The sequence below is a fragment of the Leptolyngbya sp. FACHB-1624 genome (assembly GCF_047649235.1).
In the GTDB taxonomy this organism is placed as follows: domain Bacteria; phylum Cyanobacteriota; class Cyanobacteriia; order Leptolyngbyales; family Leptolyngbyaceae; genus Leptolyngbya; species Leptolyngbya boryana.
Window position 1 is genome coordinate 6002573 of sequence record NZ_CP180258.1, and the last position, 24977, is coordinate 6027549.

Sequence of the window (24977 nt, forward strand, 5' to 3'; positions counted from 1 at the left end):
TCCGAATTAACTTAATGGAGCAGTCCCAAAAGTTGCATTAAACTTACGACACCAAATTACAGTGGACTGAAAGCTTTTTAGGTCAACATTGGCTGGAATCGCATAGCTTTGAGCACCATTAAACTTTTGTAAAGGTGCGAGAACGACATATTCTCCCTCTTTCAAGGGATAGGAAGGTGGTTTTGCGGATCTCAGTACATTGTTGGAACGATGTAAAACAACAACTAAATCAGGTCCCAAACTGGAGGTTTTAAACCCTTGATCTAGTTCTAGGAAAGATTTGCCATTCTGAGTAACAATTTGAGCTTTTCCCTGGGTTGGATGTTCTCCAGACTGAAAACTGCCTGATTTTACAATGGTTGATGCTGGAGTTTTCGCCTGAGTTGCTAATTCTGGTTTTGCTGGAAGTTCCGGTTCCGTTGCCTGATTCTTAGCCATCGTTCCAACGCACCCAACAAAGATGAAAGAAGCTAGACTGAGTGAAATCCAATGGTTTACTTTCATGATTAAAGCTTTCTGGATGAATACACCCCTGATTATGATGGTTAGGTTGAGCAGCGAAATGATGAGCGCTTAAACAGTCCATAACAAAATGCTGATATTTCACAGAGAAAGTTTTCAGGTCATTCTCAGCGAATTCTCATCTTGAGGATTTATGGTGTTAGAGGCAGCAATACTTGAACGATCGTTCCTGTTGTCGCAGAGGATTCGATACTCAATTCACCTTCATGAGCTTCGATGATCCGTTTGACAATCGCGAGTCCTAACCCGGTACCCGCCGTTTTTGTCGTGAAGAAAGGTTTCGTTAAGTTGGGCAGACTCTCTGTAGGAATCGGTTGACCCTGATTTTGAATGTGAATGCAAGCTTGATGATTTCTAAGCGTATAGAGCTTAACCGTTACTGTCTCTCCGGTATTGCTGGCTTCATAGGCATTGATGATTAAGTTAATGAACACCTGTTTCAGCTTATCTTGATCCGCTAAAACTTGAATGGGTGCGGATGCGATGTCCACCTTTAGGTATTTCTCCGACGCAGCAGGAATGGTCTTGAGAGTATCAAGTGTTTCGGTGATCAATTGATCCAAAGCTAACTGCGATCGTTGTAAAGTTTGCGGTTTAGAATACAGCAAAATTTGGTTCAATAATCGCTGTAAACGTTCGGCTTCATCTAATGCAAGCGCAAGATATTCCTGAAACCGCTCTGTCAAATTCAGCCTTTTGAACGTATTTAGTCCCATTGAAATTGTCGTCAGCGGGTTTCGGACTTCATGCACAATCATCGCGGCTAGCTCACCAATTTCTGCGAGCCGTTCTAATGCTTTCTCGGCTTGTTTACGATCGCTAATATCACGGGTTACGCCTACAATCAGCGGTTGTCCGTTTGTATCTTGAGTCAATCCGATATTTGCAGTGAGCCAACGCCAGCCACCTTGTTTATGAGGAGCACGATATTCTGTTCCCGATTGTTTCTGTCCGGTTGAAAGCAATTGTTCGATCTCGCCAAGACAAGCTTGAATATCATCAGGATGGATGAACGATGTGATCAAGTTTCCTTCCATTTCCGAAGGCTGAAATCCTAGCACATCAGCAACATTAGGAGAAACATAGGAAAATACATTGTCCGGCGTGATTGCAAAGATAATATCATTTGCATTCTCAACGATTGCTCGAAACTTTGCTTCTGCTTGTTTGAGTTCTGCTGTGCGCTGCTCAACTCGTTGTTCTAATTCAAGGTTAGCAGTCAATAACTCTGATTGGGCGGCGCGGAGTTCGATTGTGCGTTTCATGACCTCCGCTTCTAACATTTCGTTGAATTGTTGCTGCTGTTGGTAAAGCTGATAGTTATCGATCGCCGTTGCAGCTCGTTCAGCAAACAGTTCTGCTAGCTTCACTTCGTTTTCTGTAAAGCAACGGGGCTGCCGTTGGAAAGAGCAAATTGTCCCAATCACGTCACCGCTTGAGGTTCGTAAAGGCACGCCTAAATAAGCCTGATAGCCTTCTGGTGCCTGACCATAATCCTTACAGGTACTTGCATTCTCGACGACTAACGGAGCGCCCGTTTTTACAACTGTACCAGTCAAGCTACCATGCAGCGAATACACCTGATTTGCTGCTTCCCCTAGCTCGATCGTACTTGCCAGAATCCGCTCGCTATCCCCTTGGCAATAGGTCACAACCGACCAGTCTAACCCAATCAGTTCGCTAACTCCTTGCGCCACTTCATACAAATAGGAGCTGAGTTCGCCCGTTCGATAACTCAGGGAGGATAGAATTGCTAAGGTTCGCTGCTCCGGTCTCGAAGGAATCGTCATCATTGCTTCCGATACTCCTCAAGGAGCGATGTACATTACGATGCAATTAGTTTGATCAAGTCTGCAAGAAATGGGCGTCCTTCAACTTCTGATAAAGTATCCTAAAGTTCTTTTGATGGAGATTGCTGTTCTTTCAGCAAAAATTAACCTTTCTATTAGAACTGCATCATCTATGCAATGTGACTGAATTCAGGGATGCAACCAAAATTCTTAGAACTCAGTTTTTTTGAAAAACTCTGAGTTCTCGCATTGTGTAGCCTTTGCCAACGTTAGTGTACGATCGAGGATTGTCCATAACTTGATCATTCAGCAGCAGCAGCATGGCTGCTCGTAACATCCCAGTAGAGAAATTTTAGCCCTGAAAGGACACTGTTCGATTAGCCTTTCAACTTGGGTGAGACAGCATCGCAATGCTCCGCTTTAACCCATCCCGATGGAAATGCTGCTTGAATCAATCGCGTAGCGTATAGCCAACTCCCCGAACAGTATGAAGGAGTCTCGGCTCTTGTTCTTCTTCTAATTTCAGACGTAAATAGCGAATGTAAACTTCAATAATATTAGAATCGCCGATGAAGTTATATCCCCAAACATGCTCAAGAATCTGATCACGAGTAAACACCTGACGCGGATGCCGCAAAAGATACTCTAGTAAATCGAATTCCTTTGCAGTAAGAGAAATCGATCGAGTGCCGCGATATACCTCGCGAGTCTTCCGATTCAGGCGTAAGGTATTGAACTGTAAAATCTCTTCATCACCGTCTTGCACTCGACGCAAATGAGCACGGACTCTTGCGAGCAGTTCCTCAATGCTAAACGGTTTCACCATGTAATCATCGGCTCCTGCATCCAGACCCGCAACCCGATCGCTTACCTCATCGCGTGCTGTTAACAGAATGACTGGAACTTTACTTCCGGTCGATCGCAATCGCCGACAGAGTTCTAAACCAGACAATCCTGGAAGCATCCAATCGAGAATCGCCAGATCGAGCGTCGCCTCGCGAGCAAGCATCAAGCCTGACATGCCATCATGCGCGACACTAACCGTATAGCCCTCACTAACCAGTTCTAGTTCGATAAAACGAGCAAGTTTAACTTCATCCTCAACTAATAGAATATGAGCACTCATGATCGGGTTCCTACTGCTGGAAGTGTTAATGTGAACGTACTGCCTTCACCGGGTTGAGATTCGACAGTAATATTGCCGCCCATCCGTTCTGCTAATGTTTTTGCGATCGTCAATCCTAAGCCAGTCCCACCAGTTGTTCGTGCCCGCGACGGATCAGTTCGGTAAAATGGCTCAAATACAAAGGCTTGTTGAGATGGGGAAATACCGCTTCCGCGATCGCGCACTTGAATAATCGCTGTGTTGCTTTCTTGGTGGAGTGTAATGATGATTGGAATATCTAAATTGGAATGTTTAATTGCATTGCTAATGAGGTGATCTAGAATTTGCATTAAATAGTCGCGATTTGTTTGGACTCGGATTGGCGTTGTGGATAATTTGGTTTCAATATTACAAGACTCAAACTGTTCGGTCATATTGACGACATCGTGAACAAAATTGTTTAAGATAACGACTTCTTCATGAATTGCAATATTAATACTTTCTATACGCGCAAGATCAATCAAGTCTTTTAAGATGAGCGTCATTCGCTCTGCTTCTGTAATTGCCATCGCAAGTGTTTCTTTTTGCGTGTCTGTCAATGTTTGATTTTGTTTTTGACTCCGCTGGAGATAGCCGTAAATTAAACTCAATGGCGATCGCAGTTCATGAGCGACCGCATTCGTAAATTGTCGCTGTTGATCTTTAACCGTTGCTAGTTGAGTAACGATCTCATTCCAACGTTGCGCTAATCCTTTGATTTCGGTCGGTGCAGGGTATAAATTGAGCGGATAGGGATCTAGTCGATTAGTTGAAGAAGTTGTCCATTGATGGAAATGTCGTAATGCTGAAAGCAATCGCCAAACTAATCCGAGCATGATCAACATCAGCACGCCAATAAAAATTAAGCTTAAGGTCGTTAACTGAGCAGCGAGCGTGAGAAATTTTGCAGTGGTTGCTGCATCAAACGAACTCATCGACAGAAAGTTTTGCACATCTCGACGACTGAGAAAAACGAAACTCACAGCAGCGATCGCAGAAAAGATCACGATACAGAAAAACAGCCGAAAATGGAGTGAGTTGGTATCGAGGTGATTCCATCTCAGTCTGAACCTTGTTCTTGAAAATCTACTCAAGCGACGCATGGAGATCACCTACTTTGACGCGGATAGCGTTCAAACTCAGTCTAGAATTATCAACGTCTAGAATTATCAACTCATTGTAGACTAGCTGGAACTCAACGAAGAAGCCAAATCGTTTCGGCTTCTTCAGGGGCACTCAATGCAGGTTAAGGTCGCGCAACTGATTGTCTACGGCATTGAGATAACCGCGATCGTCCAAAGTAGAAGCTGGCAGATGATGAGTATTCACTGCGGCTTGCACAATGTCTTTAGCGCTAACTTTGCCAGTATTATGATCTTGAATTAAGCTGCCATAGCCATTGATGCTCTGAGACTTGAAATAGCCGCGATAAGCAAAATGTGCAAGATCAGCTGGAGATAATCTGACGGTGGTTTGAGTCGTGCCTAGATTGTTGCTCGCGATCTCTTGGTTGATGCGAGGCTGAGCACTTGCGGGAACAGTTGAAGTCGTGGAGACCAGCATGAGCGAGAATGCTGTCAATAAGAAGCGTTTCATCATCACTCTCCTGAAGCTAGTAAGTGTTTGATAACAACAAGCATGACAAACTAGCCTGAATGCGTTCTGATCAACCGCTGAGAATTGACTGAGAAACTGATCTTAGGCGCATCAGCATAGTTTTCTGAGAAAATGCTGAGTTTGGCATAAGTTTTCTACACGGTTAACTTCACAGAAGGTTTAGTTTCGGTTTAAGCTCCTCTCAACGAAGACCTGCATTCTGGAATTAACTGAACTCCTCAGGAATGAACTTCATGAAACTTACTTCTTTACTCACCACAACTTTCACCACGGCTGCTTGAGTTGGCATGGTCACAATTTGGGATGCTCCACTCAAAGCCATCAATCCTCACCTCATGCAGGCATCAGCAGCTCAAGAAATGAAAGATAGTACAGGCTTAACCCCGTCGCAAAAGATCGCTAAAATTGTCCAGCATAAGGGACAGTTTGGGGGTGGTGATGAGTTACGACGCTACTTCTTTGGCGATTTAGAGCCAGTCTCCGTGCAACCTGGTGGTGCAGGTATGGTGGTCAATCTCTACAACAAAGCCAACAATACTACATTTGCTTACTGTGCAACCTATGATGTGGTTGTGGCAGTTAAGTCGGGTCGTGTTACACAATTTGCATCTAGTGAAGTGAAGTAACGGGGCTGTTTCTTCTCGTACTTGGAAAGGCTTCATCAGTGAAGAGACATGATCACCAAAGCACCATCTTACTTCTTGAATCAAATTGTGATGAACTTCAGAAAGGGAACGAGATCGCATCAAAAAGTCCCAGGGCAACTGTACCTCTGGATGGTTATTTTGATTTTCGGTGCTTCAAGTGCGGTCACGCGCAAGCTCACCGAAATTGGTGCTATCATTCTGCTCGGACTATTCTTCAGTCAAATTGGTATTCGTCAGATCTGCCGACGGACAAAGTGCGATCGAACAATGCAGCAAGCCGAGCAAATGGGCATCGAAATGGATCTGGGCTTTAGAGGAGTCTAATCCTTTAGCTTCTTTGAATATCAGTTTGGGCTTCCTAAATCTGAGTTATTTTCTCAACAAGCTGTCTGGAATTACCTTATCGTTATCGTTTGTGCGCGACTGATGCGCCACTGTCGAGAATGGAAGACGGTGTAGTCGAAACCGTATGGCAGTGGTGCAGAGGAAAAAATCGCGCAAGCCTTGATTGTGCTCACAACAGCAAGTTGGGTGTTGTTGTGGGCGTTGTGTGTATGATTAGAAACAGAATGCTCTGTCAGTGTCAGCATTTCGATGATGCGGCGAACATGGGCGTAGATGAATTTGAGCATTAAAAAGACATTTAGGGCAACTGAAGCCGAAACCGAACGCTGCTGAGATGCATTTGGACATAACGCGATCGCAGCACCATCGTTCGTCTATAGATCTAAAACATTACCGCCCCTGTCACGCTCATTCATGCTCTCAGTCATCCATGCCAAAAATTGAAGCTCAATGGATGATTTCGCGTTGAGAAAGATTTAGAGAAGTTTGAGAATCGAAATCTTGCGCAATCGAGTGTGATATGCTTCATTGGCTTGGATTGGGAAAATCCGGTGCAAATCCGGTACTGTGGCGCAGCTGTGATGATGATCAAATCGAGTCAGAATGCCAATTCCAAGTCAGTCTTCATTCAATTCTCTGCGAACCACGGAGAAGGAGCATATGAGTGAGTTAGTGAGTGCAAACCCCTGTCCAGGGCTATTTTATGAAACGCCTGCCCAAGATGGAATCTTGATGCGAATTCGAGTTCCAGGCGGGATTTTGACTGTAGCGCAGGCAAGTGCGATCGCTGAAATTACCGATCGCTGGAAGACTTCGACGATTCAAGTGACGAATCGTGCGAATCTTCAATTTCGAGCGGTTTCATCGGCTCCAGAAATCTTTGAAATCTTGAAAAATATTGGGCTTGCGGCAAAAAATGCTCAGGTGGATCATCTGCGCAATGTGATGGCAAGCCCAACCGCAGGAATTGATCCAAGCGAATTAATCGATACGCGATCGCTCGTTCAAGACATTGATACTTACATTCAATCTACGCCAGAACTAGCAGGTCTGCCCCCAAAATTTAGTATTGGGATTGATGGCGGTGGGCAAGTGAGTATCGGAACTCGCGCTGCACAGCCCTGGCAACATCGATACAATGAGATTCAACTTTCAGCGATATCATCGAATCAGCTTCAGTTAGCTTTTGCAGCAGATAAACAACTGTATGAAACTGGAGTCGTGATTGATGCGACGGAGTGTGTTTCTGCGATCGCAACTTTAGCCAAAGTTTATTTGAGCTATGTCCAACAATCTCAGCGTCCGAAAAAGCCAAGGATGAGAGATATGTTGAAAGATTGGGGGGTTCAAGGAATTCTCGATCGTGCAGGATTTGAAACCTTCAGCACTGCAATTTCTTTAAAGTCTGGGATTGTTTCCCTTATCGGAGTTCATCCTCAAAAGCAAGCTGGATTGTTTTATATCGGGATTGCATTACCTTTGGGGCAACTCTCGATCGCGCAATTTCAACACCTCATCGAACTTGCTAAAACCTACGGTTCAGGCGAAATTCGACTAACACCGTGGCAATCGATCATTCTGCCAAATATTGCCGATCCATCTACCGTATTGCAAGAGCTATCTGGTTTCTCAATTGACCCGATTCAATCCTCGATCGTTGCCTGTGCTGGCAAGCCTGGATGTGCTTCTGCTGAGACACATACGCAAGCTGATGCTCATGCTTTGACTCAGTCCTTAAAGCATCCCATTAATATTCACATTACAGGCTGTCCAAAAGGTTGTGCTCAACCGAGTCCTGCTGATATCACCTTGCTTGGAACTAGGATGGAACAGTCCGAAGCTTACTATCTTTTTGCTGGAGAGGAACTGCTGACAGAACAGCCTGTGTCAGACCTCTCTACGATCGCTCAACTTATCAATGCTCGATATGATTGATTACATTCGCAACGGTGAGGATATTTACCGTAAATCATTTGCCATTATTCGGTCTGAAGCGAATCTCGAACGGTTGCCTGCGGATTTAGCTCATGTCACAGTGCGATTAATTCATGCTTGTGGAATGACTGATCTCGCGAATGATATTGAGGCTTCTCCAGATGCGGTTCAAGCAGGTCGTCAGGCGTTAGCCAATGGAGCCGCAATTTACTGCGATGCTCAAATGGTGGCAAATGGGGTGACTCGAAAACGTTTGCCAGTCGATAATCCTGTGATTTGTACCCTCAATGACCCAACTGTTCCAGAACTCGCTCAGAAGCTGAACAATACGCGATCGGCTGCTGCTTTAGATCTTTGGGACATGAAAGGAGCCGTGATTGCGATCGGGAATGCGCCGACTGCATTATTTAGATTGCTGGAATTGCTCGATGAAGGTGCACCAAAACCTGCGTTGATTTTAGGCTTTCCCGTTGGTTTTGTTGGAGCGGCAGAATCGAAAGCCGAACTTGCAGCCAACAGTCGAGGTGTGCCGTTTATTACCTTGCATGGGCGACGAGGGGGAAGCGCGATCGCAGCAGCGGCAGTCAATGCTTTAGCAAAACAAGAGGAGATATAACTTATGACGGGTCGGCTTTATGGAATTGGAATTGGTCCTGGAGATCCAGAACTGCTTACAATGAAAGCGTTTCGCGTGTTGCGATCGGCGCAAGTTGTAGCATATCCGCTGTCAGATAGTGCTTTGAAATTAGCGCGATCGATTGTGGCAGAGTACTTACACCCGGAACAAATCGAAGTTCCCATGTACTTCCCATTTAAGCTCGAAGAATCTGCACAACCCTACTACGATAAAGCAGCAGAAACCCTCGCAGAACATCTTCAGCAAGGGCGCGATGTTGTCGTTTTGTGTGAAGGGGATCCATTCTTCTATGGCTCATTCATGTATTTGTACAGTCGGTTGTCGGATCGGTTTCCTACCGAAGTCATTCCAGGCGTGTCCTGTGTTATGGCAAGTCCAGCGATGTTAGGGACACCTTTGACTTATCGAAATGATGTGTTTATGGTTGTCTCGGCAATTATGTCGGCTGAAGAATTGAAAAAAAGCCTAGCAGTCGCAGATGCAGCCGCGATTATCAAGCTGGGGCGGCATTTTACAAAAGTTGTAACTGTCCTAAAAGAGTTGGGATTGTACGATCGAGCAAAGTACATCGAGCGAGCAACAACTTCTCAACAGCGGATTGTTCCGATTAGTGAGCTTGATCCGGCAGAAGTTCCTTATTTCTCTATGATTGTGATTCCGAGCAAATGGCAACCTTAATTGCAGTCATCGTTTTAGGTCAGGCGAGTGTGCCGATCGCACGTCAAATTGTCGATGCTCTACCCAATGCGACTTTGTATGGGCTAGAGCATCGCACGGCAGGCGTCGATGTTTCCTTTACTCAATTTGGCGAAACCGTTCGAGAGCTATTTACCCAAGGCACTGCGATCGTCGGAGTTTGTGCAGCAGGAATTTTAATTCGCACGATCGCTCCCTTGCTGTCAAATAAGTGGCAAGAGCCGCCCGTAATTGCAATGGCTGAAGATGGGAGCGCAGTCGTGCCATTACTCGGTGGATTGCAGGGCGTGAATGATCTCGCTCGCCAAATTGCAACTGTTGTAGAAGTCGCACCTGCGATTACAACTACTGGAGATATTCGATTTCGCACCGCACTGCTGTCTCCGCCCAGTGGCTATCGGTTAGTGAATCCCGATGATGCAAAAACATTCCTCGCTGAGCTACTGGCAGGAGCGACGGTTAAAATTGAAGGCTCTGCGCCTTGGTTAGAAAAGAGCCAGTTACCGATCGCGGATGATGCAAAGCTCACGATCAAAATTACAACAGAAGCAGTTCAAGGCAGTTCAGAATGTTTGGTTTATCAATCTTCTAAGCGGCTTGCCATCATTGGAACAGGTCCCGGATCGGCTGAATGGATGTCCCCTCAGGTCAAAGCGGTACTTCGCAATTCAACCGATTGGATTGGCTACCAAACTTACTTGAACTTAGTTGAGCCACTGCGCACCTATCAGAATTTGCATATATTTGATAATCGTGAAGAGCTAGACCGGGCAGCATTAGCACTCGATCTTGCAGCACAGGGCAGATCTGTTGTAATGGTTTCTTCGGGTGATCCGGGAATCTATGCGATGGCAGCTGCAGTGTTTGAAGTGCTAGAACGCGATGCGAAGCCAGACTGGCAGACGATCGAGATTCAAGTGTGTCCAGGGATTTCTGCGATGCAAGCGGCTGCGGCTCAAGTGGGTGCGCCGTTAGGGCATGATTTCTGCGCGATTTCACTTTCGGATATTCTCAAGCCTTGGGACACGATCGCAGATCGAATTTGTGCGGCTGCGAAAGCAGATTTTGCGATCGCATTCTACAATCCGATTTCTAACACTCGTACCTGGCAGCTTGAAAAGGCAAAAGAACTGTTGTTGAATTATCGATCGCCCAATACTCCGGTCGTGCTAGCGCGCAATTTAGGAAGACCTGGACAGCAAACGCAAGTGAAAATGCTGAAAGAGTTAGAGCCAACCGATGCAGATATGAGAACAGTTATTTTGATTGGATCAAGTCAGACCCGAATTTTCAATCAATCAGAAAGCAACGTTTGGGTCTATACGCCTCGTCACTATCGAAAAGATTAATTAAAAATTAAAAAAGTTTTCGCTTCCCCGGTATAGTAATGCTACTCAATATTTTCTCTGAGTCGATTCCTATGCCGCATCGTCGTGAAAACAAGTATCTCCGTCCACCTGTCGGTTATACGCCACCCACCGATCCGCATCAACAGGCAATTCGTCCGCCGATTGGCGGGGTCATCCCTTCTCATGATTTGATGGTGCCTCCTCCGATTGTAACGACTCCTCCTCCTGGCTATTTGAGCTATGAGATTAAGCCGCCGATCGGAGGAGTCGCGATTCAGCCATCTTATTTGCCGCCGATTGGCTCAGAACCTTCAACTTTGGTTCCAAGCGCGTCCGTTCAGCCGCCAATTGGGGCTGAACCGATTGAATGTTGTTCGTTTGCGCCGCCGATTGGCTCAGAACCTTCAACCCTGATTCCAAGCGCGCCCATTCAGCCCCCAACTGGTGCACATGCTGCAACGCTGATTCCGAGTTATCAAATTCAGCCCCCAATCGGGGGCGCACCGATGCCCTATCGAACTCCTTAGCGGATGAGGATTAGGAAGGCGGCACATCACCGCCTGCATAGGGTTTCGGCTGAACGTGCAGTTTGGGCGTGATCGTGTCAAAGAGACGATTCGCGATCGCGCGATTTGCAGTGTCTGTAAGATGAATGGCATCTTGGAAGACTTCACCCTGCGTTCCGTTCGCGATCTCAGCTAAATTCAGCGTCGAGAGCTGAGGTGAGCCTTTTTTCACCTGCTCGATCGAGCCTTGAAGCTTGGTATAACCTGATTTGATCTGCTCTGGGTACTGCGACCCCAACTGCTCTAGAATCTCTTTTTCTCGTCCGGCAGGCTTTGCGCTGCGAATCGATACTTCAGGTTGAAGTCCCACAAATAAAGGAATTTTAGCAGCAGAAGTTAGACGTGCCACTTGTTGGAGATTTTGACGATAGCGATCGGTACGTCTTTCTAGCTCTTTGGAATCTGCCGTGAGGTGATCTTGAACAGATGTATCAAATGCGGGCGGAATCATTTGATGGAAGCTAGCTTGTGGGCGTAAGACCCAATATTGGAACCCCTTAACGAGATAGAACTGATCAAAAAAGTTACGGATTCCATTGCCTAAGCCTGCCATCAAATGCCGAGGCGCACTTTCTAACATCGCGTCTGTCCCAGGCATATCTGCGCCTTCTTGGGCACTCGGAACCAAAAGGTCAGCATAGCCATTCATCAGAACGATCGCATCGGGCTGATAAGGCAAAATTTCAAACGCCAGTTGGGCGAGTTCGTTCCCAGAAGCATAGCCGGGAACTGCGGCATTCACCACGCGGTAGCGGGCTTCTCGAATTCGGGGCGGGAGTTTTAGCGCTTTTTCTAGCTCATCTGCGAAGTAAGGCAGCGTATCCGGTCGAAATTTATTCGGACTCGCTTTCTGAGCCGCGACTTGTTGATTGAGTCGAGTTTCGAGTTGACCCGCGATCGTACTTTGATTGTTGGTGCTCAGTTGCCCAAACGCTGCTGACCCGCCCAAAATGAAGACTCGGACTTCATCTTTGGGTTTATCTAAGTTAATCGGCTGATCGGAGCGGAACCCTTGATCATTAATTTTCCAAGCCGAATTTTGCTGATTGCCGACTAAGCGGTAGCCCATGACAGGACTGCGTTTTGCTGCTAATTGCCCATGATCTGGCAACCCGTCAAAAGGTTGCCCTTTCGCATCTAAAAACTTCAAGCGGTAGGCTGTTAAATTCAGCGGTTCGCCTTCAAAGGCGTTCAACTCTGCGGTTTTGCCTGTAGCACTGACGACCAACCGCGTTAATAATTCCAGCCCCAGTAGAACTAGCGGAATGGAGAGTAAGATCCACCGCTTCGGCACCGCCTTCTTCTTTTGGTATAAAGAACGGCTAGACCAGGAGGACTTTCGGCTAGACCTAAAAAACATTCACAATTCCTCTTTACGATCGCGTTGGGGGTTACGAGAGTCCGTATATTACCCAGGGAGATGAAATTTGATCGAGCACCTAAAAAAGCCTCGCTGATGCGATGGGCTTCAGTCAAGTTTGTTCGATCGCACCCCTTAATATGTCAGTACTCGGTCACTCGAATCAAGCTCGTTTGCTAATCAGTACATTCTGGTTGATGTGGTTTCAAATCTTACTACTATCCGATGCAATTTGATGATTTATTTTAAATAAATTTGTTGGCATCTACTGCCCCTATTCGCTAAAACCTCGGCAACAAGAGCAATTCAGAACTAAGAAATATTCGAAAAAATAAAGAATTTTCAACGCGATCGTCATCTCTTTCCTCGTTGATTGCCCGTTGATTTTCTAAAAATGGGTTGATCGACGAGCACCTTCATAGATTTGCTAGTAGTTCATCACAATAGATTGTGAGATTGTGATAAGGAGATAGCGAGCCATCTGAGCCTGGTTTCTCCCCACTCCCAACTCCCCACTTCCCTACGGCAAGATAATTGGGTACACAGGTGAAATGATCGGGAACGCTAGCGGTAAAGATCTAGAAGTCCCGCTATGGAAATTTCAAAATGTTACGAGGTGTTGGGATTAGAGTTGGGCGCATCAATGGAAGATGTTGACGCGGTTTATTCAGCGCGATTAATGCAAGCAATTCGGCAAGAGGCAAAAGAAGAAAAAGCGTTGCTGAAAGCTGCCTATGAACGAATTCAGGAACATATTTATCAGAGCGTCGAGACTGCCCAGACACGAGATCCCATTACTGAGTTATTGCATCGCTTGAATTTAGAACACTTTCAGGTTCGGATTCAGCAAGAAATACTGCAAATTTATATCAAAACAAATGGGAAAGCCGAGGTCGCTGATCGGTTATATCAGCACCTCACTCAATTGGAATTACCAGAAGAGATCAGCAAGATCGTGATTTATGGAATGCGATCGTCGAAAGCTGTTCTTTGGAAAAAGCAATTTGATCTACATGTGATCGAGAAAAATGATTTAGATCTGTATTCGTTTAAAAATCGCTATGTGTTGTTCTTAGCCTTTCCGAGCGCAATGAGTTTTGCTGTTTTGCTGCATACGATCGGCTTTCACCGGGTATTCATCTTTTTGCAAATTTGGATCCATGAATTTGGACATGCCACGATCGCTTGGTTTTCAGGACGACGGGCACTGCCTTTGCCCTTTGGCTGGACAACTGTGATTCCTGAGCGATCGCTGTTTGTGTATTTTGGGGGATTGATCCTCTTAGGTTTGCTGTTTCGAGCAGGATGGCGGGAGAAAAAGCGATCGACGATGATTGTGGCGATTGTTTGTGCGGTGATTCAGTTTGGCATGACTTGGTTGTTGCCAGAAGACACCTTTGATATGTGGCTGTCTTTTGGAGGAGTGGGCGGAGAGTTTTATTTGAGTGCTTTGCTGATTGCTGGTTTTTACTTTCGGCTTCCCGATTACTTTCGATGGGATTTCTGGCGATATCCTGCAATGTTTTTGGGAGCAAATACGTTTTGGACAATTTTCTCGTTTTGGCGATCGGTCAAGCAGGGAACTGAATCGATTCCGTGGGGGTCGCTGATTGCTGGCGATTCAGTTGGCGATATGAATCAACTCAGTGAGGTTCATAACTGGAGCAATGCCCAAATTATCAATACTTATACGGGGTTGGGAAATCTCTGTTGGTTCGTCCTGTTGGGCTTGTACATTTTCTTTGTGATCAAACATCGACGTTGGATTTTGGAACGAATTGTGAGCAAGCCACTTTAGTCGTTATTCTGAGCTTACAAATTGAGCAGCGATCGTGCTAAGAGTACGATCGCTGTTTTTTCTGTTACGACTTGCTAGCTTTATTGAAGCAGGAAGAAAAGCTTAGCTTGGAACTTGTACCAATCGAGAAACTGATTCTCCCAATCGCGTAAAATCCTTAGCGTTCAGGGTTAGAAGCGTATCAACTTCGGCTTTCAAGGCAGCTTGAGCAATCAGCGCATCATAAACGCCTCCACCTGCACGTCCCATATTGACCATTTGAGCTATCGCAGCTTGATAATCCTCTATCGTCAATACGATCGCTTCAAATGAACTCAAAGTTTCTGTGATCAAGCGTTGTGCTTGTGCTGGACTAATCCGAGGACGAAGCGGCAAATTTGTCAAAGTCGAAAAGCACTCAGCGTAAGACCGAATCGCAATCACACCTTGAATTTCACCTGACTTAACCTGCTCTAACCAAGGAAGACATTCCGAATGGCGCGGATGCACAGGCACGATCGCTGCAATGACAACAGACGTATCAAATAAAACTCTTACCAAGCTTCTAACTTCCTATCTCGTATTGCTCGATCTTGCTCAACTGCAAACTCAATGTCTTCAGGTGTTACCCCCTCATCAAGTGTCGCTTTTACGACTAAAACTCCATTCACATACTCAAATAAATCCTCGTCTGCAACATAGTGACTCTCTGACTTATGCTGCAAATCCTGAATAAATCCCATCACCTGCACACAATCTTCTTCGCTCAGATTGGCGATCGCATTCTGCAAAGATTCCTTGATTGGCGACATGATATCTACTAATACGCATATTCTCTATTCTAACAAAATTCTCATGCGATCTCACTGCTGGTAAAGTTGAGACAATCTGGTATTTTTGCTGTCATGGACTACACACCGCAAATTCGAGAACTGATGCGATTGCGTCAAATCAAAACCTTTCGCGAATTACGCGATCGTACGGGCATCTCTGAGAAACAGTTACTCAAAATCCGCAAAGGCGAATTTCAACAATTAAAGCTCGAAACCCTCACGCAGTTTGCGATAAAGTTAGAATTGAGCCTAGCAGATTTACTAGCACTGTTCGAGCTGATTCCATCGCTGCAAAAAGAATATGATCGGCTCAAAGCACAGCTATCTGAACAACGAGAAACTTTACTACAAGAGTTCCAACAATCGAGTCTACAAACTTTAGAACCTTGGCTCCTGCAATGGTCTGCTGCTGCTTATGCTGCTCAGCAAAATCCGCAGGCGCCTGCGGTGAAGCTTTTACCCTTAGTTCGTCCGATTGAGCAGCTTTTACAAGATTGGGGAATTGAGCAAAGCGCGATCGTTGGTTCTGAAATTCCATACGATCCGCAGCAGCATCAATTGATGGGCGGCATGGCTGAAGCTGGAGATTTAGTTCGAGTCAGATATGCAGGATATCGGCAAGGAGAACGATTGCTCTATCGTGCCAAAGTGAGTCCCGTATAATAAAACTACTCTCGTTGGGAATGTCGATCGTATGATTCTGCAAACTTCAAAACGTGATTACACCCCCGAAGAATACCTGGAATTTGAAATTCACTCAGAGGAACGGCATGAGTACATTGACGGTGAGATTGTTCTAATGACAGGTGGACTTCCGAATCACAATAAAATTGCTGGAAATCTTTACATCGCATTAAGCATTGACCTCAAGCGAAAACCGTATGAGATCTACATTACGGATCAGCGACTTTGGATTCCGAAGAAACGTATCTATACCTATCCCGATGTCATGGTCATGCCGCAACCCATTCAATATCAGGAAGGTCGGCGCGATACTTTGATTAATCCTATTTTTGTTGCAGAAGTTCTATCAAAATCCACTCGGAGCTATGACCGGGAGGAAAAGTTTGAAGCTTATCAAACGATCGCACAATTCCAAGAGTACCTGCTCATCGATCAGTACAAGGTTCAGATTGAGCATCGAATTAAAGACGATAACGGCATATGGACGACCAAAACTTATGAAGATGAGAATTTAGCGGTTTCGTTGAACTCTGTGCCTTGTCAGTTCGTGATTGCAGACTTATACGACAAAGTTGATTTTAGCGCTGACCAAGAATAAACCGCTCTCAAGGATGGGATTCTCGATCGCTGCCTTCTTTCCTGCGACTGATGCTGTTCTCGGTGGAATTTGGTGAACTAGTCAAGGAAACCGAAGATAAAGAGTAATTGCCATGCGTAAGATTAATATTGGTTTGTCGGATGAACAGCGTCAAGGCGTTTGTGAACTGTTGAATCGTGATTTGGCAGACATGAATCTGCTATTGATCAAAACAAAGAAATATCATTGGGATGTGACTGGTCCTGAATTTCGATCGCTACACCAAATCTGGGAAGAGCAATATACTATTCTGAATGAATCGATCGACCAAGCGGCTGAACGGATTCGCGCTTTGGGTGAGTACCCTGTCGGAACCGCTGCTGGTTTTATCCAATATTCGTCGATTAAGGAACATACTGGTGACGTTCCTTCTTCTTCTCAAATGGTGATCAACCTAGTAGACGATCACGAGCAAATTATTCGCAATTTGCGTCAGCACATTGATCAGTGTTCCGAAGATTTCCATGATGAAGGAACGGCTGATTTTCTCACCGGATTGATGGAAGGACATGAGGAAATGGCTTGGATGTTGAGATCGTTCGTTCAAGGTAAGCGCGTTGAGTCTGATAATGAAACGCCGAACGAAGTCAAATTCCCCGCAGGTGTTGCAAAGTAGTTCGCGAATTTGAGTGAACTTCCTAGTCAAATACCCAGTGCGAGAGTGCTGGGTATTTTATTGGATTTGTTTCAAGAGGTCTAAATGCTTCCGAATAGGTGCGATCGTATTTGCGGCAATCATTCCACTTGCTGCTACCGCAGGTAATCCAATTCCCGGAAAAGTTGAATCACCACAGCAGAGCAAGCCTGAAATTGGAGTTAAAGCACTAGGAAATAATCCATCTGTTGCTCGAATTGCTGCCCCATAAGTTCCACGATGTCGGCGGAGAAATCTTTCGTGTGTTAAGGGGGTTCCAACTAAAGCGAGTTCGGTTCTCGATCGAATATCTGGAATCACTCGCTCCAAAGCTTTCCACATCACCTCGGCTCGCTGTTGCTTGAGTTCTGGATAAGAGTCGCACTTCTCCCAAATCTCATAAGGTTCATTTCCGGGTGTGTAGACATGAATTGCGTGTTTCCCGGTTGGAGCAAGGGAAGGATCGAGTAACGATGGAATCGAAATTAAAACAACATTCTGCGGTGCTGTGATACCTAAGCTCCAATCATTGACAACAATGTGGTGGCAAGCTAAATGATCTAAACCTTGCCCATCAATTCCTAAGTGCAAGTGCATGAAGCTATCACACTGCGGAGTATCTTGGCGCTGCTGAGTAAATTCAGAACTGTTGACGAGTTTCAAAGTATCCCAGATTGAGGCATTTGAAATCACATAGCGCGATCTCAGTTCTTCTCCATTTCGCAACTTTACTCCAACTGCTTTTTGATTTTCGACTAAGACTTTCTCAACGTGAGCATTGAGGCGAATCTTGCCGCCGAACTTTTTCAATCCTCGAACTAAAGCATCGACGATCGCGCCACTTCCACCTTTTGGATAGTCAAGCTGCACATTCGGGCGATACCAATCTGCAAACATAAAAGCGACTTCAGCCGCATTGGTACTCTCGGCGGGTAATCCTGATAGTAAAAAGCAAAGTAAATCCATCCAGTTGCGAATAAATGGATCACTCACAACTTTATCCATGACAGGCGAAAAAGCTCCTGTAATTTGAGAAAGTCCGATCGCATTTTGCAGCATCTTAGGAAGATATTGTCCAACACTCAGTAAGGCTCCGAAATCATATCGAACAGCGGCAGGTGGAAGCGCGATCGCGGCTTTTGCCAAAGGAGTCATGACCTGTTGTAATTTCTTCCACTCTGCAACTGCATTTTCGCCTCGGAGTCGCTGTAAAACCTCACAAAACTGTTCTGACCCAACTTGCGTATCAAATGTGCCTTCAGGCAAACAACAGCCCCAAGTGTCGTAATTCAACCATTCGATATCTTCGTCGATCGCATCTAAAACTTGCCGCAATGGATTCGGAGACGGGCTGTAAGACATACCCGAATAGAGCGAGGGACCTGAATCGAATTTGAAGCCATTGCGCTCAAATCCGTGAGCGGCTCCCCCTGCGATCGCATGACTTTCGCAAACTAAAACGTCATAGCCATATTTTGCCAAAATCCCCGCACAGCTTAAGCCCCCGATTCCGCTTCCAATGACGATCGCATCTACCATCTTGCACTTCCAATCTTCAAATCTCATTGTAGGAGACGAGATCGTATACCAACCTCTAGCACGTCGTTCTATCTGAAAGTGAGATTGCTTTGGGTGTGGGATGGAGCGATCGCACTTTGAAGGAGAATGATCCGGTTTACTCTTCGATGAATCGATCGACCTGTAGCTCAAATCCAGGTAAAACTGTCTCGCCTGAGAGTAGAGTGGGCAGCGATCGTACTTCTTTTTCTTGTCCTTGCCGATAGATCTCGACTTGTTGATCTTGAGGATTGAGCAACCAACTGAGCCGGACTCCGCTTTCGAGATATTCCTGCATTTTTTCTTGCAAAGTTGTGAGATTATCAGTCGCCGATCGCAATTCGATGACAAAATCTGGAGCAATGGGCGGAAATTTCTTTCGTTGTTCTCGGGTGAGGGCTTGCCATCGAGACAATTCGACCCAGGCTGCATCAGGAGAGCGGCTCCCACCGTTAGGAAGTCTGAAAATCGTTGAAGAACTAAAGACTTTTCCGAGTTGAGTTTGGCGATTCCAGTTTCCTAAATCAATGATGTAATCTGCTTCTCTCTCACCGCTTTCTCCACCAACGGGGGGCATAACAATCAAGGCTCCTTTTGCGTTCTGCTCAATGTTCCATTCGGGATTGTTGATGCAGAGTTGATAAAATTGCTCATCGGTGAGATGAACGTGCTGGAGATCTAGCTTTAGAGGAAGCGTGAGTTCCATGTTGGGTGTCTCCGTTGCAGAATTGAAAATCGAAAGAGTCGATCGCAGGTTGAGCAAGCGTTTCTTTTATCGTACTGCTGCAATTGTGAGATGAAACGCGGATGCTTTGCGGAAGTCATTGGGTTCTGTAAGTATAAAAGAGATATCCCTCGTTCAGAATTTTTTAGATGAGTCCTGAAACGCCTGTTGATTTCTTCATCAGCTACAATCACCACGATCGAGGATTTGCAGCATGGATTGCCTGGATTCTCGAAGCGGAAAGCTATCGTGTCGTCATTCAGGCATGGGACTTTGGCGCAGGTGGGAATTTTGTGCTTGAGATGCAAAAAGCGGCATCGGAAGCGAAAAGAACGATCGCGGTGTTGTCGAAATATTCTCTGGAGTCGGGGTATGTGCAAGCAGAATGGGCGGCGGCGTTTGCAAAAGATTCAATGGGGCTGGAACGATCGCTGATTCCGATTCGGGTGGGGGAATGTACGCCACAGGGATTGTGGGCGCAGATTGTCTATGTGGATTTGGTGGGGGTGGAGGAGGCAGAGGCGGAAGAACGGGTAGTGCAGGCGGCAAATCGAGCCGTGACGAAGGAGCGGGGGAAGCCTTCTGAGAAGCCGGAGTATCCTCGATCGCAGATTGAATCGAAGCCTGTTTATCCGCCGAGTATTCCAGAGAATTTGCCGCGTTTGAGTGATGTGTTTGTTGGGAGAACGGAAGATCTCAAAAAGCTGCATGAGCAGGTGAAGAGTGGAAAGCCGACTGCAATTTCGGCGATCGCGGGAATGGGGGGAATTGGTAAGACGGAATTAGCGGCGCAATATGCAAGTCAGCAGCGAGATTTGGGGGTTTATCCGGGGGGTGTTTTGTGGTTGAGCGCAAGAACGGATCTGAGTGAGCAAATTATTGAGTTTGCGCGTTATCAGTTGCAGCTAAATATTCCAGAGGATGTTGAGCCTGAGAGGAAGGTGCAGGACATCTGGAAGCAATGGCAGCAGAAAGAGACTCTGATTGTGCTGGATGATGTGAAAGATTATGGGGCGATTCAACGGTTTCTACCGCCACAGCGATCGTATTTTAAGGTTTTGCTGACGACGCGATCGCGCTTTGGATCTCCGGTGCAAAATTACGAAATCAAGGTACTGAGTGAGGCGGCATCGTTGGAGTTGTTGAGGTCGCTGGTGGGGGATGGGCGAATTGATCAGGATTTGGATACAGCGAAGCGGGTATGTGAGTGGTTGGGCTATTTGCCGTTGGGATTGGAGCTAGTGGGGCGGTATTTGGCGCGGAAGAAGGGAACCTCGATCGCGAAGCTCTGGGAACGATTGCAAGCGCAACGGTTGGCGGCGAAAGCGTTACTAGAAGCTGAACCTGGCATGACTGCAACTTTGGGTGTGGTGGCAGCGTTTGAGTTGAGTTGGCAAGAGTTGAACGAGGACGCGCAGCGATTGGCGATGCTCTTGAGTTTGTTTGCTTTGGCTGAGATTCCGTGGTCGCTGGTGCAGGCTTGTCTGCCGGATGCGGATGAAGAAGAATTGGAAGATTTACGAGATCAACAGTTAGTAAATCTGAGTTTGCTGAGTTTTGAGCGGGATGGGATGTATCAGATCCATCAGTTGTTGCGGGAGTTTTTTGCGGTGAAGCGATCGACGATGCCAGAAGAGGAGGCGATGAAGCGATCGTTTTGTGCGGTGATGAGTGCGATCGCAGAGCAAATGCCGGGGGATTGGACACTTTCATCGATCGAGCAATTTTCAGCCACGATGCCACATCTGAAGGAAGCAACGACAACTCTGGAACCTTGGCTAGTAGACAATGACATCTATAAACCTGCAACTCGACTGGGACAGTTTTATGAGGGACAGGCAGCGTTTGCGGAAGCGGAGGAATGGTATCTGCATTGTCGATCAATCTCGACTCAACGACTCGGAGAATCGCATCCCGATGTGGCAACGAGTCTGAACAATTTGGCAGGACTCTACGAATCGCAAGGACGCTATGAGGAAGCCGAACCCCTCTTGATCCAAGCCCTGGAATTATACCGATCACTGCTGGGAGAAACGCATCCCGATGTGGCAAGTAGTCTGAACAATTTGGCAGGACTCTACTATTCGCAAGGACGGTATGAGGAAGCTGAACCGCTCTATGTCCAAGCGCTGGAATTAAGGCGATCACTGCTGGGAGAAACGCATCCCGATGTGGCAAGTAGTCTGAACAATTTGGCAGGACTCTACTATTCGCAAGGACGGTATGAGGAAGCCGAACCGCTCTATATGCGATCGTTAGCAATTAGTGAACGTGCTTTAGGAGTTTCTCATCCAACAACCATGACTATCCGCCAAAATTATTCAACCTGCCTCAAGTCAATGGAGTCAGCTTTCAATTCATCTACATCAATTCTCTGACAAATTCTTCGTAGAGAATCGAACATCCGAACTCTCCGATATCCGACAACACGATCGATCCTTCAAAAGCTACAAAGTGCATCAGACGAGGGTTGATTTTAGATTGGGAAAAGAGCGTTGGGGTTGCTTGCTGGACAGTTCGTAGTGCAAAGTCGATCGAACTTTCTGGGCAGCAAAGCGATCGGACAAATCTTGCCAGTACAATCAAATCAGACGCGATCGGAGACGCTCATGAAAGCATACGAATTTCCAGCCCACATCACCGCCGATGGAAAACTAGAACTCCCCGAAGCCGTATTACCAAGCGAACTCAACAATCAAGCCGTTAGAATCATCGTCTTAACGAACGACACAGATCCCGCCTCAGAACCGACCCAATGGCAAAACCTCACCGCAACCCAATTCTTAGCTGGGTATGACTCCGTTGATGCCATCTACTCAATCTGATCGTCTTTGATCCCACCGAGGAGACCATCGTGCAATGGATACCCTAGAAACCTATCGTCAAATCATTCGCACCGTTCTCACCCCTTACCTCCACATCCATTACGCAAACGTCGATGCTCAAAATCACGCCGCCTTTGATCCACAAACCGATCAATATCTTGTGATCTCGACAGGCTGGAGCCGAGAAGGACGGATTCACAGTTGCTTAATTCACATCAGCATTGAGAATGGAAAAGTGTGGATTCAACGCGACAACACAGAAGACGGCATCGCCAACGAACTCATCGCTGCTGGCATTCCCAAAGACGCGATCGTTCTAGGATTCCACGAACCCGAAATTCGCCCATACACAGGATTTGCAGTCGCTTGAGTCTGACTCGTGAAGTGCGGTGGCTTCGCTTCCCGGAGGGTTCGTCCATTTTCAGTCAGCAATCTTAGAGCAACGATCGCACATCCAAGCAAAAGTAACCGCGATCGCGCATCTTCACAACAACCTGCGATCGTGACAAAACTAGAAATAGACTAAAATTGAGCCAACGGACACCCAAGAGCGATCGCGCATCATCGTATGGAAAGCAATGAGCTAAAACAACTAGTGAAAGAGAGCCTAAGAGAAGTGCTTCGAGAAGAACGCCTCAAACTCTGCCAAGTTCTCATCCCCTACGTCAGTGACAAAGAGATGCAAGAAATCCAAACCAAACTCGGTTCACCTGCTGAACACAAAGCCACAGAATTTATCAACATGACCGACTGGGTAAAGAATAGAACTCGTCCTCAGTAAAGCCTCAATCAAATTCTTGGAAAAACTCTCTGCCAAAGAAACCGAAAAACTCCAAGACAGACTGGCACACCTCTTGCAATCGATTGAAGATGAAGGAATCATTCCCTTCAATGAGTTGGACATCAAGAGTCTGAAAGGAGACTGGAAAGGATTCTTCAGGATGCGGGCGGGAAAAGTCAGAGTCATTTTCACGATCGATACCGAAGCAGACGAATTGCAAGTCTACGACATCGACTTTCGAGGCAACATCTACAAACCCTTATCTCTTAATGCAACTCGCACTCGCTTAGAAATTTAAAGTACGCGACTGCTGTACAGAACGATCGCCCTCAGCGCAATTGATGTTTTTCGGTTTGTGTCTCATTGAGTAGAGGATGAGATTTGAATTGAAGAATTCCGTACACTAGAAACGTGTGTGCATTGCAATTTGCTATGACGTTGCCGATCGGTTCTTCCACTCCTGCTCTCTTTCAAACGCTGTCACTGGTCGCCGACCCGATCGCATTCTTCGATCGACAGTCCGCTCAGTATGGCGATACGTTCACCACAAGAGTTCTCGGCTTAAATTCCCCGCCTGTCGTGTTTCTCAGCCATCCTGATGCGATTCAGGCTGTATTCACGACTTTGGCAGATGCGTTTGAGTTTGGCAAAGTGACGGATGTATTTCGTCCTCTGGTTGGAAATGAATCGTTGATCATGCAAGAAGGCGCACGGCATCAGCGCCAAAGACAGTTATTAATGCCTGCTTTGCATCGCGAACAGTTGCACAGTCAGGGGCATTTAATTTGTCAGTTGGCGCAGAAGCGCATGATCGACTGGAATGTGGGAGACACGATCGCTCTGCGATCTGAAATGTCAGAAATTTCGCTGCAAGTGATTCTGCAAGTTGTGTTTGGACTGGTTCCTGGGGCGAGATACGAGCGGTTGAAACAATTACTAGCTCAATTGCTCGAAGCGATTACTTCGCCGCTTTATTCGACTCAGTTCTTTTTCCCTATCTTGCAGCAAAACCTGGGAGATTGGAGTCCTTGGGGCAAATTTCTCGACCAAATGGCTCAAATTGATGAATTGATTTATGCCGAAATTCGCGATCGACGATCTCACTCTCTGCAAAATCGCACGGATATTCTTTCTGTGCTGATGACAGCACGAGATGAACAAGGCGAATCAATGGACGATCAAGAATTGCGAGATCAGTTAATGACCTTGTTATTGCTTGGACATGAAACGACAGCATCGGCGTTGACTTGGGCGTTTTATTGGCTGCATCGAAATCCAAATTGTCTCGATCGCTTACGGCAAGAATTAGACGAATTCGGCGAAAATCCCGATCCGATCGTTCTTTCTCAGGCTCCCTATCTGACGGCAGTGTGTAAGGAAGCATTGCGAATTTACCCGATCGCGCTGATTTCACAACCGCGAAAAGTCAAGCGAACGATTGAAATCGAGGGCTACACTTACGAGCCAGGAACCGTTTTGATTCCCAGCATTTATTTGGCACACCGCAGAGAAGCAACTTACGAGCAGGCGGATCAATTTAAGCCGGAGCGGTTTTTAGAGCGGAAATTTTCAGCGTATGAGTATTTGCCGTTTGGCGGTGGAAGTCGCAGCTGTGTCGGAATGGCGTTGTCGATGTTCGAGATGAAACTGGTTTTGGCAACGGTTCTATCCTGGTATGAGTTTGAATCGACGTTAAACCGAGAGATTCGACCTGCAAGACGTGGCATTACCTTCGTGCCACCGGATTCGTTCCAGTTAAAAGTGGTTCGCGATCGTGCGATCATCCCCGAATTGATTCATAATCCTTAACAAAAAAAGCGGATTTTACGTTACATAAATCATCAATTGGAAATCGGAAAACCCAAATCCCGTAAGATCGGCTTGAGCATTATAAAAGCCATGTTTGGGATAGTTTGT

The 24977-nt window shown here is 46.2% G+C and carries 27 protein-coding genes and 1 riboswitch; of the genes, 17 read left to right on the plus strand and 10 right to left on the minus strand.

The window, feature by feature from the left end; all coding sequences use genetic code 11:
* Positions 1-6: 6 nt before the first annotated feature.
* The 5 genes from ACMUEV_RS28550 to ACMUEV_RS28570 form a co-directional block, all read right to left on the minus strand.
* Complete coding sequence (locus ACMUEV_RS28550; protein ID WP_242044402.1) at positions 7-438, minus strand: DM13 domain-containing protein; 432 nt, start codon at positions 436-438, stop codon at positions 7-9.
* A gap of 215 nt (positions 439-653) precedes the next feature.
* Positions 654-2315: a GAF domain-containing sensor histidine kinase gene (locus tag ACMUEV_RS28555; protein WP_242044400.1), complete on the minus strand. Its 1662-nt coding sequence runs from the start codon at positions 2313-2315 to the stop codon at positions 654-656.
* Positions 2316-2763: 448 nt separating this feature from the next.
* The gene (locus tag ACMUEV_RS28560) at positions 2764-3438 is read right to left on the minus strand and encodes a response regulator transcription factor (protein WP_017285780.1); all 675 of its coding nucleotides are present in this window, start codon (positions 3436-3438) and stop codon (positions 2764-2766) included.
* Positions 3435-4439, minus strand: coding sequence for a HAMP domain-containing sensor histidine kinase (locus ACMUEV_RS28565; protein ID WP_347277604.1), 1005 nt, complete (start codon positions 4437-4439; stop codon positions 3435-3437). Before ACMUEV_RS28565 ends, ACMUEV_RS28560 begins: the two co-directional genes overlap by 4 nt.
* A gap of 253 nt (positions 4440-4692) precedes the next feature.
* A complete protein-coding gene (locus tag ACMUEV_RS28570; protein ID WP_348251562.1) occupies positions 4693-5055 on the minus strand; it encodes a hypothetical protein in 363 nt (120 codons plus the stop codon).
* Positions 5056-5360: 305 nt separating this feature from the next.
* On the opposite strand from ACMUEV_RS28570, the gene ACMUEV_RS28575 reads away from it, so the two are divergent.
* The 7 genes from ACMUEV_RS28575 to ACMUEV_RS28605 all read left to right on the plus strand — a co-directional run bounded on the left by ACMUEV_RS28575 (position 5361) and on the right by ACMUEV_RS28605 (position 11209).
* Positions 5361-5699: a hypothetical protein gene (locus tag ACMUEV_RS28575; RefSeq protein ID WP_242044395.1), complete on the plus strand. Its 339-nt coding sequence runs from the start codon at positions 5361-5363 to the stop codon at positions 5697-5699.
* Between the two features lie 48 nt (positions 5700-5747).
* A complete protein-coding gene (locus ACMUEV_RS28580; protein WP_199329467.1) occupies positions 5748-6044 on the plus strand; it encodes a hypothetical protein in 297 nt (98 codons plus the stop codon).
* A gap of 520 nt (positions 6045-6564) precedes the next feature.
* Positions 6565-6695, plus strand: a riboswitch (cobalamin riboswitch).
* Between the two features lie 30 nt (positions 6696-6725).
* A complete protein-coding gene (cobG, locus tag ACMUEV_RS28585; RefSeq protein ID WP_190651016.1) occupies positions 6726-8000 on the plus strand; it encodes a precorrin-3B synthase in 1275 nt (424 codons plus the stop codon).
* On the plus strand, positions 7993-8616 hold the full coding sequence (locus ACMUEV_RS28590) for a precorrin-8X methylmutase (protein ID WP_199329465.1): 624 nt from the start codon (positions 7993-7995) through the stop codon (positions 8614-8616). Before cobG ends, ACMUEV_RS28590 begins: the two co-directional genes overlap by 8 nt.
* Positions 8617-8619: 3 nt before the next feature.
* On the plus strand, positions 8620-9315 hold the full coding sequence (locus ACMUEV_RS28595) for a precorrin-2 C(20)-methyltransferase (RefSeq protein ID WP_190651013.1): 696 nt from the start codon (positions 8620-8622) through the stop codon (positions 9313-9315).
* A complete protein-coding gene (cobJ, locus tag ACMUEV_RS28600; RefSeq protein ID WP_190651010.1) occupies positions 9303-10682 on the plus strand; it encodes a precorrin-3B C(17)-methyltransferase in 1380 nt (459 codons plus the stop codon). Before ACMUEV_RS28595 ends, cobJ begins: the two co-directional genes overlap by 13 nt.
* Before the next feature lie 71 nt (positions 10683-10753).
* The gene (locus tag ACMUEV_RS28605; RefSeq protein ID WP_190651008.1) at positions 10754-11209 is read left to right on the plus strand and encodes a hypothetical protein; all 456 of its coding nucleotides are present in this window, start codon (positions 10754-10756) and stop codon (positions 11207-11209) included.
* A 10-nt stretch (positions 11210-11219) separates the two neighbouring features.
* Here the strand turns inward: ACMUEV_RS28605 and ACMUEV_RS28610 are convergent, their stop codons facing one another.
* Positions 11220-12542 (minus strand): SGNH/GDSL hydrolase family protein, encoded by a 1323-nt coding sequence (locus ACMUEV_RS28610; RefSeq protein ID WP_190651005.1) that lies wholly within the window; start codon positions 12540-12542, stop codon positions 11220-11222.
* A gap of 658 nt (positions 12543-13200) precedes the next feature.
* Here ACMUEV_RS28610 and ACMUEV_RS28615 point away from each other — a divergent pair.
* A complete protein-coding gene (locus tag ACMUEV_RS28615) occupies positions 13201-14406 on the plus strand; it encodes a hypothetical protein (RefSeq protein ID WP_190651003.1) in 1206 nt (401 codons plus the stop codon).
* Positions 14407-14508: 102 nt separating this feature from the next.
* On the opposite strand, the gene ACMUEV_RS28620 is transcribed toward ACMUEV_RS28615, so the two are convergent.
* Complete coding sequence (locus tag ACMUEV_RS28620; protein WP_017285767.1) at positions 14509-14946, minus strand: type II toxin-antitoxin system VapC family toxin; 438 nt, start codon at positions 14944-14946, stop codon at positions 14509-14511.
* A complete protein-coding gene (locus ACMUEV_RS28625; RefSeq protein ID WP_017285766.1) occupies positions 14940-15197 on the minus strand; it encodes a hypothetical protein in 258 nt (85 codons plus the stop codon). Before ACMUEV_RS28625 ends, ACMUEV_RS28620 begins: the two co-directional genes overlap by 7 nt.
* Before the next feature lie 93 nt (positions 15198-15290).
* Here ACMUEV_RS28625 and ACMUEV_RS28630 point away from each other — a divergent pair, with 93 nt between their 5' ends.
* The 3 genes from ACMUEV_RS28630 to ACMUEV_RS28640 all read left to right on the plus strand — a co-directional run bounded on the left by ACMUEV_RS28630 (position 15291) and on the right by ACMUEV_RS28640 (position 17155).
* Positions 15291-15881 carry a helix-turn-helix domain-containing protein gene (locus ACMUEV_RS28630; RefSeq protein WP_190651000.1) on the plus strand — a complete coding sequence of 197 codons (591 nt, stop codon included), beginning with the start codon at positions 15291-15293 and terminating at the stop codon, positions 15879-15881.
* Between the two features lie 31 nt (positions 15882-15912).
* Positions 15913-16500: a Uma2 family endonuclease gene (locus ACMUEV_RS28635; protein WP_190650996.1), complete on the plus strand. Its 588-nt coding sequence runs from the start codon at positions 15913-15915 to the stop codon at positions 16498-16500.
* Between the two features lie 112 nt (positions 16501-16612).
* Positions 16613-17155 (plus strand): Dps family protein, encoded by a 543-nt coding sequence (locus ACMUEV_RS28640; protein WP_017285763.1) that lies wholly within the window; start codon positions 16613-16615, stop codon positions 17153-17155.
* A 57-nt stretch (positions 17156-17212) separates the two neighbouring features.
* Here ACMUEV_RS28640 and ACMUEV_RS28645 read toward each other — a convergent pair whose 3' ends face one another.
* Both ACMUEV_RS28645 and ACMUEV_RS28650 read right to left on the minus strand, forming a co-directional pair.
* Positions 17213-18739, minus strand: coding sequence for a phytoene desaturase family protein (locus tag ACMUEV_RS28645; RefSeq protein WP_190650993.1), 1527 nt, complete (start codon positions 18737-18739; stop codon positions 17213-17215).
* Positions 18740-18848: 109 nt separating this feature from the next.
* Complete coding sequence (locus ACMUEV_RS28650) at positions 18849-19436, minus strand: Uma2 family endonuclease (protein WP_190650991.1); 588 nt, start codon at positions 19434-19436, stop codon at positions 18849-18851.
* 167 nt (positions 19437-19603) lie between these two features.
* Between ACMUEV_RS28650 and ACMUEV_RS28655 the strand changes: the two genes are divergently transcribed.
* From ACMUEV_RS28655 to ACMUEV_RS28680, 6 genes are all read left to right on the plus strand, one after another.
* Positions 19604-21832 carry a tetratricopeptide repeat protein gene (locus ACMUEV_RS28655; protein ID WP_242044394.1) on the plus strand — a complete coding sequence of 743 codons (2229 nt, stop codon included), beginning with the start codon at positions 19604-19606 and terminating at the stop codon, positions 21830-21832.
* A gap of 231 nt (positions 21833-22063) precedes the next feature.
* Complete coding sequence (locus ACMUEV_RS28660; protein ID WP_190651051.1) at positions 22064-22279, plus strand: hypothetical protein; 216 nt, start codon at positions 22064-22066, stop codon at positions 22277-22279.
* A gap of 34 nt (positions 22280-22313) precedes the next feature.
* Positions 22314-22649, plus strand: coding sequence for a XisI protein (locus tag ACMUEV_RS28665; RefSeq protein WP_190650988.1), 336 nt, complete (start codon positions 22314-22316; stop codon positions 22647-22649).
* Positions 22650-22874: 225 nt separating this feature from the next.
* Complete coding sequence (locus ACMUEV_RS28670; RefSeq protein WP_415354711.1) at positions 22875-23060, plus strand: hypothetical protein; 186 nt, start codon at positions 22875-22877, stop codon at positions 23058-23060.
* A 16-nt stretch (positions 23061-23076) separates the two neighbouring features.
* Positions 23077-23358 carry a type II toxin-antitoxin system RelE family toxin gene (locus ACMUEV_RS28675; RefSeq protein WP_199329463.1) on the plus strand — a complete coding sequence of 94 codons (282 nt, stop codon included), beginning with the start codon at positions 23077-23079 and terminating at the stop codon, positions 23356-23358.
* Positions 23359-23492: 134 nt separating this feature from the next.
* Positions 23493-24869 carry a cytochrome P450 gene (locus ACMUEV_RS28680; RefSeq protein ID WP_190650981.1) on the plus strand — a complete coding sequence of 459 codons (1377 nt, stop codon included), beginning with the start codon at positions 23493-23495 and terminating at the stop codon, positions 24867-24869.
* The last annotated feature ends 108 nt before the right edge of the window (positions 24870-24977 follow it).

Excerpts from the sequence above, each read along its gene's own strand:
- ACMUEV_RS28640 (WP_017285763.1), top strand. The coding sequence starts at position 16,613 with ATGCGTAAGATTAATATTGGTTTGTCGGATGAACAGCGTCAAGGCGTT.
- ACMUEV_RS28590 (WP_199329465.1), top strand. The coding sequence starts at position 7,993 with ATGATTGATTACATTCGCAACGGTGAGGATATTTACCGTAAATCATTT.
- ACMUEV_RS28655 (WP_242044394.1), top strand. The coding sequence starts at position 19,604 with ATGAGTCCTGAAACGCCTGTTGATTTCTTCATCAGCTACAATCACCAC.
- ACMUEV_RS28615 (WP_190651003.1), top strand. The coding sequence starts at position 13,201 with ATGGAAATTTCAAAATGTTACGAGGTGTTGGGATTAGAGTTGGGCGCA.
- ACMUEV_RS28660 (WP_190651051.1), top strand. The coding sequence starts at position 22,064 with ATGAAAGCATACGAATTTCCAGCCCACATCACCGCCGATGGAAAACTA.
- ACMUEV_RS28665 (WP_190650988.1), top strand. The coding sequence starts at position 22,314 with ATGGATACCCTAGAAACCTATCGTCAAATCATTCGCACCGTTCTCACC.
- ACMUEV_RS28595 (WP_190651013.1), top strand. The coding sequence starts at position 8,620 with ATGACGGGTCGGCTTTATGGAATTGGAATTGGTCCTGGAGATCCAGAA.
- ACMUEV_RS28550 (WP_242044402.1), bottom strand. The coding sequence starts at position 438 with ATGGCTAAGAATCAGGCAACGGAACCGGAACTTCCAGCAAAACCAGAA.
- ACMUEV_RS28680 (WP_190650981.1), top strand. The coding sequence starts at position 23,493 with ATGACGTTGCCGATCGGTTCTTCCACTCCTGCTCTCTTTCAAACGCTG.
- ACMUEV_RS28575 (WP_242044395.1), top strand. The coding sequence starts at position 5,361 with ATGGTCACAATTTGGGATGCTCCACTCAAAGCCATCAATCCTCACCTC.
- ACMUEV_RS28630 (WP_190651000.1), top strand. The coding sequence starts at position 15,291 with ATGGACTACACACCGCAAATTCGAGAACTGATGCGATTGCGTCAAATC.
- ACMUEV_RS28645 (WP_190650993.1), bottom strand. The coding sequence starts at position 18,739 with ATGAGATTTGAAGATTGGAAGTGCAAGATGGTAGATGCGATCGTCATT.
- ACMUEV_RS28605 (WP_190651008.1), top strand. The coding sequence starts at position 10,754 with ATGCCGCATCGTCGTGAAAACAAGTATCTCCGTCCACCTGTCGGTTAT.
- ACMUEV_RS28650 (WP_190650991.1), bottom strand. The coding sequence starts at position 19,436 with ATGGAACTCACGCTTCCTCTAAAGCTAGATCTCCAGCACGTTCATCTC.
- ACMUEV_RS28570 (WP_348251562.1), bottom strand. The coding sequence starts at position 5,055 with ATGATGAAACGCTTCTTATTGACAGCATTCTCGCTCATGCTGGTCTCC.
- ACMUEV_RS28625 (WP_017285766.1), bottom strand. The coding sequence starts at position 15,197 with ATGTCGCCAATCAAGGAATCTTTGCAGAATGCGATCGCCAATCTGAGC.
- ACMUEV_RS28635 (WP_190650996.1), top strand. The coding sequence starts at position 15,913 with ATGATTCTGCAAACTTCAAAACGTGATTACACCCCCGAAGAATACCTG.
- ACMUEV_RS28555 (WP_242044400.1), bottom strand. The coding sequence starts at position 2,315 with ATGATGACGATTCCTTCGAGACCGGAGCAGCGAACCTTAGCAATTCTA.
- cobJ (WP_190651010.1), top strand. The coding sequence starts at position 9,303 with ATGGCAACCTTAATTGCAGTCATCGTTTTAGGTCAGGCGAGTGTGCCG.
- ACMUEV_RS28560 (WP_017285780.1), bottom strand. The coding sequence starts at position 3,438 with ATGAGTGCTCATATTCTATTAGTTGAGGATGAAGTTAAACTTGCTCGT.
- ACMUEV_RS28580 (WP_199329467.1), top strand. The coding sequence starts at position 5,748 with ATGATCACCAAAGCACCATCTTACTTCTTGAATCAAATTGTGATGAAC.
- cobG (WP_190651016.1), top strand. The coding sequence starts at position 6,726 with ATGAGTGAGTTAGTGAGTGCAAACCCCTGTCCAGGGCTATTTTATGAA.